20 protein-coding genes are annotated in these 16231 nt (G+C 67.6%); 9 read left to right on the top strand and 11 right to left on the bottom strand.

The window, feature by feature from the left end; all coding sequences use genetic code 11:
- Positions 1-5 precede the first annotated feature (5 nt).
- Positions 6-743: a fumarate/nitrate reduction transcriptional regulator Fnr gene (fnr, locus tag KAK06_RS10830; protein WP_210802090.1), complete on the top strand. Its 738-nt coding sequence runs from the start codon at positions 6-8 to the stop codon at positions 741-743.
- Between the two features lie 77 nt (positions 744-820).
- Here the strand turns inward: fnr and KAK06_RS10835 are convergent, their stop codons facing one another.
- From KAK06_RS10835 to KAK06_RS10870, 8 genes are read right to left on the bottom strand one after another with little or no spacing between them, the layout of a single operon-like run.
- The gene (locus tag KAK06_RS10835) at positions 821-1087 is read right to left on the bottom strand and encodes a nitrogen fixation protein FixH (RefSeq protein ID WP_210802091.1); all 267 of its coding nucleotides are present in this window, start codon (positions 1085-1087) and stop codon (positions 821-823) included.
- Positions 1088-1098: 11 nt separating this feature from the next.
- Positions 1099-2574 carry a cytochrome c oxidase accessory protein CcoG gene (gene ccoG, locus KAK06_RS10840; protein WP_210802092.1) on the bottom strand — a complete coding sequence of 492 codons (1476 nt, stop codon included), beginning with the start codon at positions 2572-2574 and terminating at the stop codon, positions 1099-1101.
- A gap of 14 nt (positions 2575-2588) precedes the next feature.
- Positions 2589-3506: a cytochrome-c oxidase, cbb3-type subunit III gene (gene ccoP / locus KAK06_RS10845; protein WP_210802093.1), complete on the bottom strand. Its 918-nt coding sequence runs from the start codon at positions 3504-3506 to the stop codon at positions 2589-2591.
- Between the two features lie 45 nt (positions 3507-3551).
- Entirely contained in the window at positions 3552-3725 is a 174-nt protein-coding gene (locus tag KAK06_RS10850; protein ID WP_210802094.1) for a cbb3-type cytochrome oxidase subunit 3, read from the bottom strand.
- Positions 3726-3740: 15 nt separating this feature from the next.
- Positions 3741-4358 (bottom strand): cytochrome-c oxidase, cbb3-type subunit II, encoded by a 618-nt coding sequence (gene ccoO / locus KAK06_RS10855; RefSeq protein WP_210802095.1) that lies wholly within the window; start codon positions 4356-4358, stop codon positions 3741-3743.
- 22 nt (positions 4359-4380) lie between these two features.
- Complete coding sequence (ccoN, locus tag KAK06_RS10860) at positions 4381-5820, bottom strand: cytochrome-c oxidase, cbb3-type subunit I (protein WP_210802096.1); 1440 nt, start codon at positions 5818-5820, stop codon at positions 4381-4383.
- Positions 5821-5870: 50 nt separating this feature from the next.
- Complete coding sequence (gene ccoS / locus KAK06_RS10865) at positions 5871-6053, bottom strand: cbb3-type cytochrome oxidase assembly protein CcoS (protein WP_247652786.1); 183 nt, start codon at positions 6051-6053, stop codon at positions 5871-5873.
- 20 nt (positions 6054-6073) lie between these two features.
- Entirely contained in the window at positions 6074-8344 is a 2271-nt protein-coding gene (locus tag KAK06_RS10870) for a heavy metal translocating P-type ATPase (RefSeq protein ID WP_310741068.1), read from the bottom strand.
- Positions 8345-8440: 96 nt separating this feature from the next.
- On the opposite strand from KAK06_RS10870, the gene KAK06_RS10875 reads away from it, so the two are divergent.
- Positions 8441-8908: a DUF192 domain-containing protein gene (locus tag KAK06_RS10875; RefSeq protein ID WP_210802235.1), complete on the top strand. Its 468-nt coding sequence runs from the start codon at positions 8441-8443 to the stop codon at positions 8906-8908.
- Positions 8909-8968: 60 nt separating this feature from the next.
- On the opposite strand, the gene KAK06_RS10880 is transcribed toward KAK06_RS10875, so the two are convergent.
- The gene (locus KAK06_RS10880; protein ID WP_210802098.1) at positions 8969-9553 is read right to left on the bottom strand and encodes a superoxide dismutase; all 585 of its coding nucleotides are present in this window, start codon (positions 9551-9553) and stop codon (positions 8969-8971) included.
- A gap of 116 nt (positions 9554-9669) precedes the next feature.
- Positions 9670-10953, bottom strand: coding sequence for an exodeoxyribonuclease VII large subunit (gene xseA / locus KAK06_RS10885; protein ID WP_210802236.1), 1284 nt, complete (start codon positions 10951-10953; stop codon positions 9670-9672).
- Between the two features lie 81 nt (positions 10954-11034).
- Here xseA and KAK06_RS10890 point away from each other — a divergent pair, with 81 nt between their 5' ends.
- The 7 genes from KAK06_RS10890 (at position 11035) to KAK06_RS10920 (ending at position 15782) form a co-directional block, all read left to right on the top strand.
- Positions 11035-11661 carry a MotA/TolQ/ExbB proton channel family protein gene (locus tag KAK06_RS10890; protein ID WP_210802099.1) on the top strand — a complete coding sequence of 209 codons (627 nt, stop codon included), beginning with the start codon at positions 11035-11037 and terminating at the stop codon, positions 11659-11661.
- 7 nt (positions 11662-11668) lie between these two features.
- Positions 11669-12097 (top strand): ExbD/TolR family protein, encoded by a 429-nt coding sequence (locus KAK06_RS10895; protein WP_210802100.1) that lies wholly within the window; start codon positions 11669-11671, stop codon positions 12095-12097.
- Positions 12094-13131, top strand: a complete 1038-nt coding sequence (gene lpxK / locus KAK06_RS10900; protein WP_210802101.1) for a tetraacyldisaccharide 4'-kinase — start codon at positions 12094-12096, stop codon at positions 13129-13131. The genes KAK06_RS10895 and lpxK overlap by 4 nt, the downstream gene beginning before the upstream one ends.
- Positions 13128-13325, top strand: coding sequence for a Trm112 family protein (locus tag KAK06_RS10905; RefSeq protein WP_210802102.1), 198 nt, complete (start codon positions 13128-13130; stop codon positions 13323-13325). The genes lpxK and KAK06_RS10905 overlap by 4 nt, the downstream gene beginning before the upstream one ends.
- On the top strand, positions 13322-14077 hold the full coding sequence (kdsB, locus tag KAK06_RS10910) for a 3-deoxy-manno-octulosonate cytidylyltransferase (protein ID WP_210802103.1): 756 nt from the start codon (positions 13322-13324) through the stop codon (positions 14075-14077). Before KAK06_RS10905 ends, kdsB begins: the two co-directional genes overlap by 4 nt.
- Before the next feature lie 160 nt (positions 14078-14237).
- Positions 14238-14891: an adenylate kinase gene (gene adk / locus KAK06_RS10915; RefSeq protein ID WP_210802104.1), complete on the top strand. Its 654-nt coding sequence runs from the start codon at positions 14238-14240 to the stop codon at positions 14889-14891.
- A 132-nt stretch (positions 14892-15023) separates the two neighbouring features.
- Entirely contained in the window at positions 15024-15782 is a 759-nt protein-coding gene (locus KAK06_RS10920) for a 3-hydroxyacyl-CoA dehydrogenase (protein WP_210802105.1), read from the top strand.
- A gap of 66 nt (positions 15783-15848) precedes the next feature.
- On the opposite strand, the gene KAK06_RS10925 is transcribed toward KAK06_RS10920, so the two are convergent.
- Positions 15849-16133, bottom strand: coding sequence for a hypothetical protein (locus KAK06_RS10925; protein ID WP_210802106.1), 285 nt, complete (start codon positions 16131-16133; stop codon positions 15849-15851).
- Positions 16134-16231: the final 98 nt, after the last annotated feature.

The following is a 16231-nucleotide window of genomic DNA, read 5'->3' on the forward strand; positions in this document are numbered from 1 at the left end:
ACGGGATGAGCGATACCACCTCCCGGGTGCGGTGCGACACCTTCAAGGTCGCCTGCTCCAGCTGCAATTTGCGCGAGTTGTGTCTGCCCGTCGGTCTGGGTCGGCCCGACCTGGAGCGTCTCGACGCCCTGGTCGCCACCCGGCGCACGGTGGGCCGCGGCGACACGCTGTTCCGTTCGGGCGATCCCTTCCAGTCCTTGTACGCGGTGCGGACCGGATTCTTCAAGACCTGCGTGTCCTCTGAAGACGGCCGCGACCAGGTCACGGGCTTTCAAATGGCGGGCGAACTGCTGGGCCTGGATGGCATCAGTGCCGACCGCCACACCTGTGACGCCGTGGCGCTGGAGGACTCGCAGGTCTGCGTGATTCCCTACTCGCAGCTCGAAGACCTGTCGCGCGAGTTCACCGACCTGCAGCATCAGTTCCACAAGATCATGAGCCGCGAGATCGTGCGTGACCACGGCGTGATGCTGCTGCTGGGCAGCATGCGCGCCGAGGAGCGCTTGGCGGCCTTCCTGCTGAACCTGACCCAGCGCCTGCAGGCGCGCGGGTTCTCGGCCTCGTCGCTGATCCTGCGCATGACGCGCGAAGAGATCGGCAGCTACCTGGGCCTGAAGCTCGAAACCGTCAGCCGGACCTTCTCGAAGTTCCAGGATGAAGGGCTGCTGGAAGTGAAGCAGCGTCAGATCCGCATCATCGACCAGGCTGGTCTGCAGCAGCTGGTCAACGGCACACCCAGCTGAGCCTCCCCTGCCCCACCAACAACAACGGCGCCCTCGGGCGCCGTTGTTGTTGGTGGGGATCTGGCCTGTGCGGGCTGTCAGGGCTGCTTCTCTGGCGTGGCCGCATGGTTGCGGGCCTGCATCGCCGGGGTCAGCGCATCGGGCTCGGTCTTGCCGCGCTGCGTGTCCGCCGTCTCATCCTTGATCAGCACGGGATCCTGGCCCTTGATGGCCACGTAGGCCGTGCTCAGGCTGGCCACCACCACCACCAGCGGTCCGCCAACGACCAGCCAGAGCATGCGGTAGCGCCACCAGGGCATCTGGGGCTCGGGGCGGCCTTCGGCGGGCGGAGTCGTGTTGCTCATGCGTGCTGCCGTCATCGCGGCACCAGGAAAGTGGACTTTTCGTGCAGCGTGGTGGCCGCGACATCGTCATGGGCCACGCGCTCGATCGAGAACTGGATGGTATGCGCACCGGCGCCCGCCTGCTGCGCGGATTCGAACGGGACCTGCGCGCTCAGGGTGATCCAGCGTGCCTCGGCCGGGCCGACGTCCACCTCGGTCTGGCCGGTGACCACGATCTGGTCCAGGCCGGACACACCGATGCGGTAAGTCTGGGGCTTCTCGGCCGCATTCATCACCTGCAGGCGGTAGACATTCTCGACCTTGCCGTCCTCGACGATGCGAGCCAGCGAGGCGCGGTCACGCACCACGTCAACCCGGAACGGCTCGCGCAGCGCCAGGCTGATGCCGAAGGCCACCAGGATCAGCAGCATGATGCCGGTGTAGACCAGCACCCGCGGTCGGAAGATACGCCGCATCATCTGGCTGAAGTTCAGGTGCTCACGCAGGCCGTTCTGCGTCACATAGCGGACCAGACCGCGCTGGTAGCCGAACTTGTCCATGATGCCGTCGCACACATCGATGCAGGCAGCACAGCCGATGCACTCGTACTGCAGACCGTTTCGGATGTCGATGCCGGTGGGGCACACCTGGACGCACAGCCCACAATCGACGCAGGAGCCCAGCCCTGCCTGCTTTGCATCCACTTTCTTTGAACGCGCGCCGCGCGGCTCGCCCCGCTCGGTGTCGTAGCTGATGATCAGCGTGTCCTTGTCGAACATCGCGCTCTGGAAGCGCGCGTACGGGCACATGTACTTGCAGACCTGCTCGCGCATGTAGCCGGCATTGCCGTAGGTGGCGAAGCCGTAGAACAGCACCCAGAACCACTCCCAGGGACCAAAGCCCAGCGTCATGGCCTCGGCAGCCAGCGTGCGGATGGGGGTGAAGTAGCCGACGAAGGTGAAGCCGGTCCACAGACCGAAGAGGATCCAGACCACCTGCTTGGCAGCCTTGCGCCAGGTCTTGTCAAACGTCCAGGCGGCCTCGTCGAGCTTCATGCGTTGCGCGCGATCGCCCTCGATCTTGCGCTCGAACCACATGTAGATCTCGGTGTACACCGTCTGCGGGCAGGCGTAGCCGCACCACAGCCGCCCTGCCACCGCAGTGAACAGGAACAGCGCGTAGGCCGAGATCATCAGCAGCGCCGACAGGTAGATCAGGTCCTGCGGATAGAGGACCAGCCCGCCAATGTAAAAGCGCCGTGACACCAGGTCGAAGAGGACGGCCTGGCGGTTGTTCCACTGCGCCCAGGGCAGCAGATAAAAAAGGAGCTGGGTCGCCCACACGAGCGCCCAGCGCCATTTGATGAACAGGCCGCTGACGGCCCGTGGGTAGATCTTCTTGGTCTTCTGGTAGAGCGATACCACCGCCTCGACCGAATCGCCATCAGGCGCCGACGCAGACTGGGGGTTGACGTTGCTGGCTTTGATAGGGGTAGGGGTATCGCTCATGCCGCCAATTTAACTCACTGAGCAGCCACGCTCGTGCTCTGGGACAAATTCCAGACGTAGGCGGTCAGAACCTTCAGCTGATCCGGCGTGAAGCGCGCCCCCTGGGCGGGCATCACGTTGGTCTTGCCATTGTTGATCATCGAGATCACCTGGGCTTCGCCCCAGCCGTGCAGCCAGATCTTGTCGGTCAGGTTTGGAGCGCCCAGGGCCTGGGTGCCCTTGCCTTCGGGGCCGTGGCACGCTGCGCAGGCCGCAAACTTGGCCTTGCCCACCTGGGCTGCGACCGAGTTGTGCGCACCGCCCGACAGGCTCAGGACATAGTTCGCCACCGCCTTGACGTCCTCAGGCGTACCGACCGCCGCGGCCATCGGGGGCATCACGCCCTGACGACCTTCAACGATGGTCTTCTCGATGTAAGCGGGGCTGCCGTCACCACCCAGCCAATCGTTGTCAGCCAGGTTGGGGAAGGACTTGCTGCCGCGCGCATCGGAGCCATGGCACTGCGCACAGTTGTTGACGAACAGACGCTCGCCGATGGCCATGGCCTTCGGGTTCTTGGCCAGGGCTTCAGGCGCCTGACCGTTGAACTCGGCATAGACCGCCTTCATCGCCTCGGCCGCCTTGGCCTGCTCAGCCTGCAGCTGACCAGCCGACGACCACTTCAGGCCACCTTCGGCCGCACCGAAGCCCGGGTACAGGGCCAGGTAGGCGATGGCGAAGACCACCGTGATCAGGAACAGGCCCATCCACCAGCGCGGCAGCGGGTTGTTCAGCTCACGCAGATCACCGTCCCAGGTGTGACCGGTGCTGTTGTCGTCGGCCATCGGGCGGTGCTTGCTCGCGCCGATCAGCACGGCCAGGCAGAACACCAGGCCGCCCGCGACGATGGCCACCACATAGAGCGACCAAAACGAACTCACAAAATCACTCATTACTTTCTCCTTGGTGTCGGCGGCCGCAAGCGGCCGCCGCGCACGTCATTGCCGTTCAGAGGACGGGTCTGCGACATCGGGTTCGAGGAAAGGCAACTGGGCCGCCTCGTCGAACGCAGACTGACGCTTGCGCTGCCAGGTCCAGACCATCAGTGCGATGAACAACACCATGGCCAACACCGTGATGGCGCTGCGGTAGACGTTGATGTCGAATTCCATCAGTCGCTCCGGTGATTACTTGCGAGCGGTGCCCAGCACCTGCAGGTAGGCGATGACGGCGTCGATCTCGGTCTTGTCCTTGACCTCGTCGGCGGCCTTGGCGATCTCGTCGTCCGTGTACGGGACGCCGACCATGCGCAGGGCCTTCATCTTGGGGGCCAGTTCCGCCGGATTCAGCGTCGTCTTGGCCAGCCAGGGGTAGGACGGCATGTTCGACTCGGGCACCACATCACGCGGGTTGTTCAGGTGAACACGGTGCCACTCGTCAGAGTAGCGGCCGCCCACGCGGTGCAGGTCCGGACCGGTGCGCTTGGAGCCCCACTGGAACGGGTGGTCGTAGACGAACTCGCCGGCCACCGAATAGGGGCCATAGCGCAGCGTCTCGGCACGGAAGGGGCGCACCATCTGCGAGTGGCAGTTGTAGCAGCCCTCGCGGATGTAGACGTCCCGACCGGCCAGTTGCAGCGCGGTGTAGGGCTTGAGGCCCTCGACCGGCTGGGTCGTCGAGCGCTGGAAGAACAGCGGCACGATTTCCACCAGGCCACCGAATGCGACGGTGACCAGGATCAGCACGATCATCAGGAAGTTGCTGGTCTCGATCTTCTCGTGACCCGTCGGCTTGTGACTAGCCATGTTGTTTCTCCTTCTCTCGGGCTCAGGCGTGGGCAGCGGCGGCAGGCACCGGCACCGCAACGGCCTTGCCGTTGGCGATCGTCATGACGACGTTCCAGAGCATGATGACCATGCCGCTCAGGTACAGCAGGCCGCCCAGGACGCGCATCACGTAGAACGGATAGGTCGCCTTGACGCTCTCGACAAAGCTGTAGACCAGCGTGCCATCGGGGTTGACCGCGCGCCACATCAGACCCTGCATCACACCGGCAATCCACATCGCAGCGATGTAGAGCACGATGCCGATGGTGGCGATCCAGAAGTGCAGCTCGATCGCCTTGGTGCTGAACATCGCCTTGCGGCCGAACATGCGCGGGATCAGGTGGTACAGGCAGCCGATCGACACCAGACCCACCCAGCCCAGGGCACCCGAGTGCACGTGGCCGACAGTCCAGTCCGTGTAGTGCGACAGCGCGTTGACGGTCTTGATCGACATCATCGGACCTTCGAAGGTCGACATGCCATAGAACGACAGCGAGACGATCAGGAACTTCAGGATCGGGTCGTCACGCAGCTTGTGCCAGGCGCCCGACAGGGTCATGATGCCGTTGATCATGCCGCCCCAGGACGGTGCCAGCAGGATCAGCGAGAAGATCATGCCGATCGACTGGGTCCAGTCCGGCAGCGCGGTGTAGTGCAGGTGGTGGGGGCCCGCCCACATGTACGTGAAGATCAGGGCCCAGAAGTGCACGATCGACAGGCGATACGAGTACACCGGACGCTCGGCCTGCTTGGGGATGTAGTAGTACATCATGCCCAGGAAGGCGGCGGTCAGGAAGAAGCCCACGGCATTGTGGCCGTACCACCATTGCACCATCGCGTCCTGGACACCGGCGTAGGCCGAGTAGCTCTTGGTGAGCGTGACCGGGATTTCAGCGCTGTTGACGATGTGCAGCAGGGCCACGGCGATGATGAAGGCGCCGAAGAACCAGTTCGCCACGTAGATGTGGCGCACCTTGCGGATACCCACCGTGCCGAAGAACACCACGGCATACGCGACCCAGGTGACCGTGATCAAGATGTCGATCGGCCACTCCAGCTCGGCGTACTCCTTGCCGGTGGTGATGCCCAGCGGCAGCGTGATCACCGCGAGCACGATGGTCAGGTTCCAGCCCAGGAAGGTGAACCAGGCCAGGCCCGGCGCGAACAGGCGGGTCTGGCAGGTGCGCTGGACCACGTGGTAGCTGGTGGCAAAAAGCACCGAGCCACCGAAGGCGAAGATCACTGCATTGGTGTGCAGCGGTCGCAGGCGCCCGTAGCTGAGCCACGGGATGCCGTTGATCAACTCAGGCCAGGCGAGCTGGGACGCGACGATGACGCCAACCAGCATGCCGACGATGCCGTACACGACGGAAAGGACAGCAAACCATCGGACGACTCCGTCTTCATAGACCGGTTGCCCCGGTGCGGAACTATTTGCCATTGAAGGCCTCCTTCTTCTTGAGACTCAAAGGGACTCAGGTAACCCTAGGATCAGGATTGTTTTGTAAGCGGCCTTGCGGCCGCTTGATCGGCATCAACCGGGGTGACCTCCTGTTGCAGGATCCGCTCACCCTCGCGCTCCAGATCGTCAAATTGACCCCGGTGCAGTGCCCAGGCGAAGACGCCGATGATCCCCAGCACCAGCACGGCGGACAGCGGAATCAGCAACCACATCACTTCCATTGCAGCTCTTTTCAGCGGGCCAGCCGCAAAGAATTGCCCACCACCAGCAGCGAGCTGAGCGCCATGCCCAGGCCTGCGGCCCAGGGCGGCAGATAGCCGGCCAGCGCCAACGGGATGCAGGCGGCGTTGTAGACGGCGGCCCAGATCAGGTTCTGCCGCACGATACCGATGGCGCGCTGCGCCAGTTGGCGCGCCATGACCAGATCGGACAGGCGGTTGGAGCTGACCACGGCATCGGCGTGTACGCGCGAGACCAGCGCGCCATGGCCCATCGCAAAGGACACGTCGGCGCGCGCCAGCACCGGCGCGTCGTTGACGCCGTCGCCCACCATGCCGCACACCTGCCCGCTCGCCTGGGTTCGGGCCACCACGGCCAGCTTGTCTTCGGGGGTGGCGCCGCCCTGGGCCAGATCCAGCCCCAGCGCAGCGCCAACGGCCTGCACCCGCAGCGGGTCATCCCCCGACAGCAGGGCCACCTGGACGCCGCCGGCCTGCAGGGCCTGCACCGCCTGCCGGGCGTCGGGACGAAGGCGTTCCTCAAAGCCGAAGCGCCACTGCACCTGCCCCACGGGACCAAAGCAGACCTCCTGACCCTGGGCCGCCAGCCCGGGTTCGGCCCGCACCCAGGCGCGTGAGCCCAAACGCCAGACGCGACCGGCTGGATCGGTGGCCTGCAGTCCCTGCCCGGCCTCCTCGCGCACCTCGGCCCAAGCAAAGGCCTGAGCCTGACCCACGGCGCGCGGGTCGCTGGCCAGCGCCTGCGCCAGCGGATGCGAGGACCAGCGGGCCAGCGCCAACGCTGCCTGCTCGGCCTGCAGCGCTGGTTCGGTGCCAGCCACGCGCTCGGTGACGGCCCACTGCGGGCGGTCTTCGGTCAGCGTGCCGGTCTTGTCCATGAACAGGCGGTCGATGCGTGCCAGCGCCTCCAGGGCGTCCAGGCGCTGCACCATCACGCCACGCCGAGCCAGTGCACCGGTGGCCGCCACCAGCGCCGAGGGTGCGGCCAGCGACAGCGCGCAGGGGCAGGTGACGATCAGCACGGACACCATCACCCACAGCGCGCGGTCGGGATCGACAACGCTCCAGACCGCCGCCGCGCCGAAGGCCAGCAGCAGCACCGCCCAAAGGAAGGGGCCGGCCCAGGCATCGGCCCAACGCGCCAGCGCCGGGCGCTGGCTCAGGGCGTCGCGCATCATCGTGACGATCGCCTGGTAGCGGGTGTCGGCACCAACGCGCTCGACCCGCATCACCACCGGTCCGCCCAGATTCAGGCTGCCGCCGACCAGCTCGTCCCCGGGCTGGTGCAACACCGGCACCGACTCGCCGCTGAGCAGCGACTCGTCGGCCTGCGTGGTGCCCACCTCCAGGCGACCATCGGCCGGGAAGGCCGCGCCCAGCGGTACGCGCACGCGGTCGCCCGGCTGCAGGCGCTGGACGCTGATGCGCTCCACCTCGCCATCCGCCCGCAGGCGCAGCGCGGTCTCGGGCATGCCGGCCAGCGACTGCTCCAGCGCCTCGGCCGCCCGGTGGCGGGCGCTCATCTCCAGGTAGCGGCCTCCCAGCAGGAAGCTGATGAACATCGTGAACGAGTCAAAGTAGACCTCGTGCCCGAACACGCCGTGGGGGTCAAAGGTGGCGCCTGAGCTGGCCACGAAGGTGACCAGCAGGCCCAGGGCCACCGGCACGTCCATGCTGATGCGCCGGGCGCGCACCGCATGCCAGGCGTTGCGCATCATCGGGCCGGCCGAGAACAGCAGCACCGGCAGCGACACCAGCCAGCAGCCCCAGTTCAGCAATTGGCGCAGGTCGGGTTCAATCTGGTTGCCGCTGGCCACGTAGCTGGGCGTGGCGAACATCATCACCTGCATCGCGCAGAAACTGGCCACGAACAGCCGCCACAGCGCCTGGCGGCGTTCGCGTCGGCGCAGCTCACGCGCAGGCGCGGCGGCATCCGGCACAGCGTCATAGCCCGCGCCACGCACTGCGCGCACCAGCGCCGACGGGCGGGTGCGCGTTGGGTCCCAACGCACCTGGGCACGGTGACCCGCGGCATTGACCTGGGCATCGAGCACGCCATCGACCTGCTGCAGCGCGGATTCGATGGTCCCGGCACAGGCCGCGCAGTACATGCCCGAGACCAGGAAAGCCGACTCGGCCACCCGCACGCCACCGCCCTGCTCCACCATGCGCGTGAAGGCCCGCTGTTCGACAGGGTCATCCAGCACGTCCAGTTCGGCGTTGGAACCCAGGTCAGGCTCGGCGATGGCAGCAGGCAAGGTCACAACGGCAAAGGAACGTGGATGGCGGCGTCTGAAGAAGCGCGCACGACGGACGAATCGCGGGCGCACGATAATCTAGCGCCACGACCTGTATTGGACATGACAAAGATCAAGCCAAAGCCCGCCACCCTGATTCATCTGGCCTGCCTGGCCCTGGGCAGCCTGTCGGTTGCGGCATCGGCGCAACAGGCGCAGCAGTTGCCCACCGTCAATCTGGGCGCCGGTATGTACAACATCGTCGCCCAGGTCGCCCGCACCGAAGACCAGCGCGCCACCGGTCTGATGCACAGGCGCGAGATGCCGGCCCATGAGGGCATGATTTTCGTCTTCGAGCAACCGGCCACCCAGTGCTTCTGGATGCGCAACACGCTGATCCCGCTGTCGACCGCCTTCGTCGACGAGGACGGCACGATCGTCAACATCGAGGACATGGCCCCGATGACCGAGAACTCGCACTGCTCGAAGAAGCCCGTGCGTTTCGTGCTGGAAATGAACCAGGGCTGGTTCGCCAAGCGGGGCTTCAAGGCCGGCAGCCGGCTGCGCGGGCCGCTGTTCAAGTCGTCCTGAACACTCAGAAACGACACAGGCCGGCACCTGGCCGGCCTGTCCTTGGGGCGAGCTGCCCGATCAGGCGAAGTTGGCTTCGGCGAACGACCAGTTGACCAGCGAGGCCAGGAAGGTCTCGACGAACTTCGGGCGCAGGTTGCGGAAGTCCACGTAGTAGGCGTGTTCCCACACGTCGATCGTCAGCAGCGCCTTGTCGCCGGTGGTCAGCGGGGTGCCGGCGGCGCCCATGTTGACGATGTCCACCGTGCCGTCGGCCTTCTTGACCAGCCAGGTCCAGCCTGAGCCGAAGTTGCCCACCGCGCTCTTGGTGAAGGCTTCCTTGAAGGCGGCGTAGGAGCCCCACTTGGCGTTGATCGCCGCGGCCAGCGCACCCGAGGGCTCACCACCGCCGTCCTTCTTCAGGCAGTTCCAGAAGAAGGTGTGGTTCCAGATCTGGGCCGCGTTGTTGTAGATGCCGGCCGAGGACTTCTTGACGATGTCTTCGAGGCTGGCGTTCTCGAACTCGGTGCCCGGGATCAGGTTGTTCAGGTTGGTGACGTAGGCGTTGTGGTGCTTGCCATGGTGGTACTCCAGCGTCTCGCGGCTCATGTGCGGAGCCAGGTCATCGAGGCCGAAGGGCAGCGCGGGCAGCGTGTGGGTCGTCATGGAATCTCCTTGATGGGGGTGGGCGTCCTGCCGACCGGGTGTCCCGGCGGGATCAGGGGGCTAACCACTTGATTGTAGGCAGCCCCTGAGGCCCGGGCCGCCATGGGGTCAAGCGCTCAACGCGGTGCACCAGGAGGATGCGTCACCGTCATCCCCGCCTCGCCATCGGCCCACACCGCCGTCAGCGCCTGGCCGGGTTGCAGGCCCTGGGCGCGCAGCACCGGCTGGCCGTCGGCATCGGTGATCCAGGCATAGCCGCGCTCCAGCACGCGGCGCGGGTCCAGCGCGCCGAGTTGCGCGCTCAGCTCGGCCAGGCGCGCTCGGCGCACCGCGACACCCTGCTGCGCCGTGCGCTGCAGGCGCTGCCCGCGCACCTGCAGCAGCTCAGCGTTCTGGCGCCCAGCCTCGCGCAGCGCCGCCTGCAGACGCTCGCCCTGCCGCTGCAGCGCCAGGCGCTGCAGGCCGATCGACTGGGCCGGACGTCGCAGCCGCAGGCCCAGCAGGTCCAGGCGCTGGCTGTGGCGATCCAGCTCACGCAGTACCTGCCGCCGCAGCAGGCGCGCCCGGGTGTCCAGGCTGACCAGCAGTTCGTCCAGGGCCGCAGCGATCTGCTCGGCTGCCGCGGTGGGCGTGGCCGCGCGGTGGTCGGCCGCCAGGTCGGCCAGCGTGATGTCGCTCTCATGGCCCACGCCGCACACGACCGGCAGCGGCGAGGCGGCGATCGCCCGCACCACCCGCTCATCATTGAAGGCCCACAGGTCCTCGAGCGAGCCGCCGCCGCGGCACAGCAGGATGGCCTCGGCCTGGGGATCGGCGGCGGCTGTGGCCAGCGCGCGCACCAGCGCCGCAGGCGCCTCGGCGCCTTGCACCAGGCTGGGCACCAGATGCACCTGCACATAGGGCGCGCGCCGGGCCAGCGTGGTGACCACGTCGTGCAACGCCGCCCCCGAGGCCGACGTCACCAGAGCCACACAGCGCGGCAACGCGGGCAGCGCCCGCTTGCGCGCGGCATCGAACAGGCCCAGCGCCTCCAGCCGGGCCTTCAGGCGCAGGAATTCCTCGTACAGCGACCCGGCGCCGACCACCGACATGGCCTCGACCACCATCTGCAGCTCACCGCGGGCTTCGTACACCGCCAGGCGGCCGCGCAGCTCGACCTGCTGGCCATCACGCGGCGCGAACGCCAACAGCGAGGCCGCGCGCCGGAACATCGCGCAGCGCAGTGTGGCGCCGGCGCCGCTGCCGTCCTTGAGGGTGAAGTAGCAATGGCCGCTGCCGGCACGGGTGAAGCCGCTGAGCTCGCCGCGCACGCTGACCGAGGCAAAGCGTGCCGACAGCGCATCGCCCACCGCCAGCAGCAGCGCGCCGACACTCCACGCCCGCGACACGGGTTCAAGCATCGTCATGCCACGCCGCGCCGAGGCACGCGGCCTTCGGTCCATAATCGCGCGTTCATTGAAAAGGACCGTGTCAGGGACCGCATGCTGTCGATCATACAAGCCGCCGGCTGGCCGATCTGGCCATTGATCCTGTGTTCCGTGGCCGCGCTGGCACTGGTGTTCGAGCGCCTGTCGGCGCTGCGCCGTGCCCGCATCGCGCCCGATGGCCTGGTGGACGAGGTGATCGGCGTCACCCGCCAGTCCATGCCCACCGCCGACATGCTGTCCAAGCTGGCCGACAACTCGCTGCTGGGCTCGGTGCTGGCCGCAGGTGTCAAGGTGGTGGCGCTGGATCCGCGCTGCCCCGAGGAGCAGATCCGCGAGGCCTTCGAGAGCGCCGGCCGCGCCGCCGCACACCAGCTTGAGCGCTACCTCAACGCGCTGGCCACCATTGCCTCCGCCGCGCCGCTGCTGGGCCTGCTGGGCACGGTGATCGGCATGATCGAGATCTTCGGCTCGCAAGGTGGCAGCGGCAGCAACCCGGCGCAGCTGGCGCATGGCATCTCGGTGGCGCTGTACAACACCGCCTTCGGCCTGATGGTGGCCATTCCCTCGCTGATCGCGCACCGTTTCTTCCGTGGGCGCGTGAATGAGTCGCTGCACGAGATGGAGCAAGGCGCCGAGCGTCTGCTTCACCACCTGCGCCGACTGCCGGTGCGGCAGTTCTGAGGCCGCCATGAACTTCCGCCGCCCCACCAGCGAGGAACCGGAGATCAACCTGATCCCGTTCATCGACGTGCTGCTGGTGATCCTGATCTTCCTGATGCTGTCGACCACGTATTCCAAGTTCACTGAACTGCAGGTGACCTTGCCGGTGGCCGATGCCGACGCCACGCGCGAGCGCCCGGCCGAGATCATCGTCAGCGTCACGGCCGACGGTCGCTATGCGCTGGATGGCCAACTGGTCGAGGGCCGCAGCGTCGACGTGCTGGGCGCCGCGCTGCGCGAAGCCGCCAGCCAGCGCAAGGATCCTTTCCTGATCATCTCGGCCGATGCCGCCGCCGCCCACCAGGCCGTGATCAATGTGCTGGATGCGGCCCGGCGCGCCGGCCTGTCGCGCATCACCTTCGCGGCGCAGAACGGCAGCCACGCCAGCGATCAGTGAGCCGCCTTGGCGACGCCCTGGAGCGCCAGTGGTGGCAGCCGCGGCCCGGCGCCCTGGCCTGGCTGCTGTGGCCCCTGTCCTGGAGCCTGCAGCGCCTGGCCATGCTGCTGCGCTGGCGGGACCGGACGCGCGCGCGGCAGCTGCCGGTGCCGGTGCTGGTGGTGGGCAACCTGATTGTGGGTGGCGCCGGCAAGACACCCACCACGATCGCCCTGCTCCAGGCGCTGCGCGAGCGCGGCTGGCGGCCCGGCCTGGTCTCGCGCGGGCATGGCCGGCGCGAGACCCGGCTGCGCCTGCTGGGCCCGCAGGCCAGCGCCGACCAGGTGGGCGATGAGCCGCTGCTGATCCACCGTCGCACCGGCGTGCCCGGCGTGGTGGGTGCCGAGCGCACCGACGCCGCGCGCACACTGCTGGGCGCGCACCCCGAGGTGAACCTGCTGCTGGCCGACGACGGCCTGCAGCACGCCCGCCTGGCGCGCGACTGGCAGTTGATCGTGTTCGACCAGCGTGGCATCGGCAACGGCCTGACCCTGCCGGCCGGACCGCTGCGTGAGCCCTGGACGCCTGGCGTGCCCGTCCGCAGCAGCGTGCTCTACAACGCTGACCAGCCCAGCACGCCCTGGCCAGGCCACCTGGCGCTGCGCCGCCTCGCGGGCCCGGTGCCGCTGGCGGATTGGTGGGCGGGCCAGCCGCCCGACCCTGGCGCCTGGCAGGCCCTGACCGCGGCCCCCTCGCCGCTGGCCGTGGCCGGGCTGGCCGAGCCCGAGCGCTTCTTTGCGATGCTGCGCCAGCAGGGCCTGGACTGCCGCTGCCTGCCGCTGCCGGATCATGCGCCGCTCGATCCCTTGCCCTGGCCGGCCAGCGAGCCGGTGGTGCTGCTGACCGAGAAGGACGCGATCAAGCTGCCCTCTGCGCGGGTGCCGCCAGGCCAGAACGTCTGGGTGGTGGCGCTAGACTTCCAGTTGCCGCGGGCCCTGGTCGACGAGATCGACCAGGCCCTCCATGCCTGCCACCCCCACAAGCCTGCCCGATGAGTGTCGACCACCGATTGCTGGACCTGCTGGTCTGCCCCCTGTGCAAGAGTTCGCTGCGCCTGCGCCGCGATGAGCAGAACCGGCCCACCGAGCTGGTCTGTGCGGCCGACCGCCTGGCCTTCCCGATCCGTGATGGCATCCCGGTGATGCTGGCCAATGAGGCGCGTGCGCTGCCGGCCGAGGAAGACGCTTGAGCTTCTCGGTCCTGATTCCGGCCCGCATGGCCTCCAGCCGGCTGCCGGACAAACCGCTGGCCGACATCGGCGGCCTGCCGATGGTGGTGCGGGTGGCGCAGCGGGTCAGCGGCATCGGTGCGCGACAAGTGGTGGTGGCCGCCGACGATGCCCGTATCGTCGAGGCCTGCCAGGCGCACGGCGTGTCGGCGCTGATGACCCGCGCCGATCACCCCAGCGGCAGTGACCGCCTGGCCGAGGCCTGCGTGGCCCTGGGCCTGGCGGGTGATGATGTGGTGGTCAACGTCCAGGGCGACGAGCCGCTGATCGATCCGGTGCTGGTGCGCGCCTGTGCCGACCTGCTGACCGCCCACCCCGATTGCGCCGTGGCCACTGCCGCGCATCCGATCCACAGCGTGGCCGACTTCGCCAACCCGAATGTCGTCAAGGTGGTCTGCGACCAGCGCCGCCGTGCGCTGTACTTCAGCCGGGCGCCGATTCCCTGGTGGCGTGACGGCTCCCGCACCGGCGCCGCAGCGCTGCCGCCGGTGCCCGCCTGGCGCCACATCGGCCTGTACGCCTACCGGGCGGCCACGCTGCGGCGCTTTCCCACGCTGAGTCCGGCGCCGCTGGAGCAGGTCGAGTCGCTGGAGCAACTGCGCCTGATGTGGCATGGCGAGTCCATCATCGTCCACGAGGCCCTCGAGGCTCCCGCGGCCGGCGTCGATACGCCCGAGGACCTGGAACGCGTGCGCCGCCTGTTCCCAGGGTAAGCACGGTCGGGATGCACCCCGGCCGTCAGTCTGGCGCAGGGGTGCCCATGCTATTCTGGACCCTATCCCCATGCCGCGCGGCCCGGAACACCGGGTCAGGACGCGACCAGCGGCCCATCAGGCCGTTCACAGAATCACACCACTCCGAGGCAATTCACCCATGCGACTGATCCTTTTGGGCGCTCCCGGCGCCGGCAAAGGCACCCAGGCCAGCTTCATCTGCCAGAAGTTCGGCATCCCCCAGATTTCCACCGGCGACATGCTGCGTGCCGCCGTCAAGGCCGGCACCGAGATGGGCCTGGCCGCCAAGAGGGTCATGGATTCGGGTGGTCTGGTCAGTGACGACATCATCATCGGCCTCGTCAAGGAACGCATCCAGCAGCCCGACTGCGCCAAGGGTTTCCTGTTCGATGGCTTCCCCCGCACCATCCCGCAGGCCGACGCCATGAAGGCAGCCGGCGTCAAGCTGGACCTGGTCCTTGAGATCGACGTGCCCGACTCGGCCATCATCGAGCGCATGAGCGGCCGCCGCGTGCACGTGGCCTCGGGCCGCACCTACCACGTCAAGTACAACCCGCCCAAGCTGGAAGGCAAGGACGACGTGACGGGCGAAGACCTGATCCAGCGCGCTGATGACGCCGAAGAGACCGTGCGCAAGCGCCTGGACGTCTACCACTCGCAGACCCGCCCGCTGGTCGATTACTATAGCGCCTGGGCCGCCACCGGCGACGCGCAGGCCCCCCGCTACGCGCGCATCTCCGGCGTGGGTTCGGTGGGCGAGATCACCGCTGCGGCGCTGCAGGCATTGGGCTGATCCTCCCCGGCAGCTTCGCCAAACAGGGCCGCCTCCGGGCGGCCCTTCTCGTTTCCGAGGCGATGGCAGACGCGGCAGCCGGTGCACAATTGACGTTTACGTCAACGTCAACCTATCCAACAGGAGCATCGCATGGACATCGCCGGCAAGGTTTTCATCGTCACTGGGGGCGCTTCAGGCCTGGGCGAAGGCACGGCCCGAATGCTCGCCGCGCACGGTGGCAAGGTGGTCATTGCCGATCTGCAGCAGGACAAGGGCGAGGCCCTGGCCCAGGCGCTGGGCGGTGCCTTCGTGCGCTGCGACGTCAGCAACGAGGACGATGGACGCGCGGTGGTGGCGGCCGCCACCGCGCTGGGCAAGCTGATGGGCCTGGTCAACTGTGCCGGTATCGCCCCGGCGGCCAAGACGGTGGGCAAGGATGGCGCCCACGCGCTGGCGCTGTTCGCCAAGGTCATCCAGGTCAACCTGGTGGGCAGCTTCAACATGATTCGCCTTGCCGCCGAGGCCATGTGCCGCAATGAGCCCGAGGCCACCGGCGAGCGTGGCGTGCTGATCAGCACCGCCAGCGTGGCGGCCTTCGATGGCCAGATCGGGCAGGCAGCCTATGCCGCCAGCAAGGGCGGTGTGGTCGGCATGACGCTGCCAATCGCCCGCGACCTGGCGCGCAACGGCATCCGCAACATGACGATCGCCCCGGGCATCTTCGGCACACCGATGCTGTTTGGCATGCCACAGGACGTGCAGGACTCACTGGCCGCTGGCGTGCCCTTCCCCAGCCGCCTGGGTCGGCCCGAGGACTACGCCAAGCTGGTGCACCAGATTGTCACCAACGACATGCTCAACGGCGAGGTGATCCGCCTGGACGGCGCGATTCGCCTGGCGCCGCGCTGAGCGACGGCCGGCCCGCGATGCGGGCTGGGCTGCAGGTGCCTGGTGCGCCTGCAGCCTGTGGCCGGCTCAACGGCCGTAAGACTGGCCGGTGCGCTGCTGCGCGTCCTGCACCATCTTGCGGGACTGCTCGCTTTCGTACTCCCACATTGCCGCCGTCTTGCAGGTCTTGACGGGAATCTTGGAACCGGTGGGGCGCTCATAACGGCAGACCATGCGATCCGGTCCTGTGCCCGGCTGGGAAGCGGCGTCGGCCGTGGCGGCAGCCACCTGGGCCGTAGCGGGTGTTTGCGCCCATGCGGGAAGCGCCAGACTGCAGGCAGCGACCAGGAACATTCGCGAGAACATCTTCAAACCTCCACGCTCCATGCTGGCGTCAGCACGAGCGATACTTGAAAAATACAACCGATTTCAACCAGCCCTGGTGGACCGGATGATCGAGTGAGTATAAA

The sequence above is a fragment of the Ideonella aquatica genome (assembly GCF_018069755.1).
Taxonomy (GTDB): Bacteria; Pseudomonadota; Gammaproteobacteria; order Burkholderiales; family Burkholderiaceae_C; genus Ideonella; species Ideonella aquatica.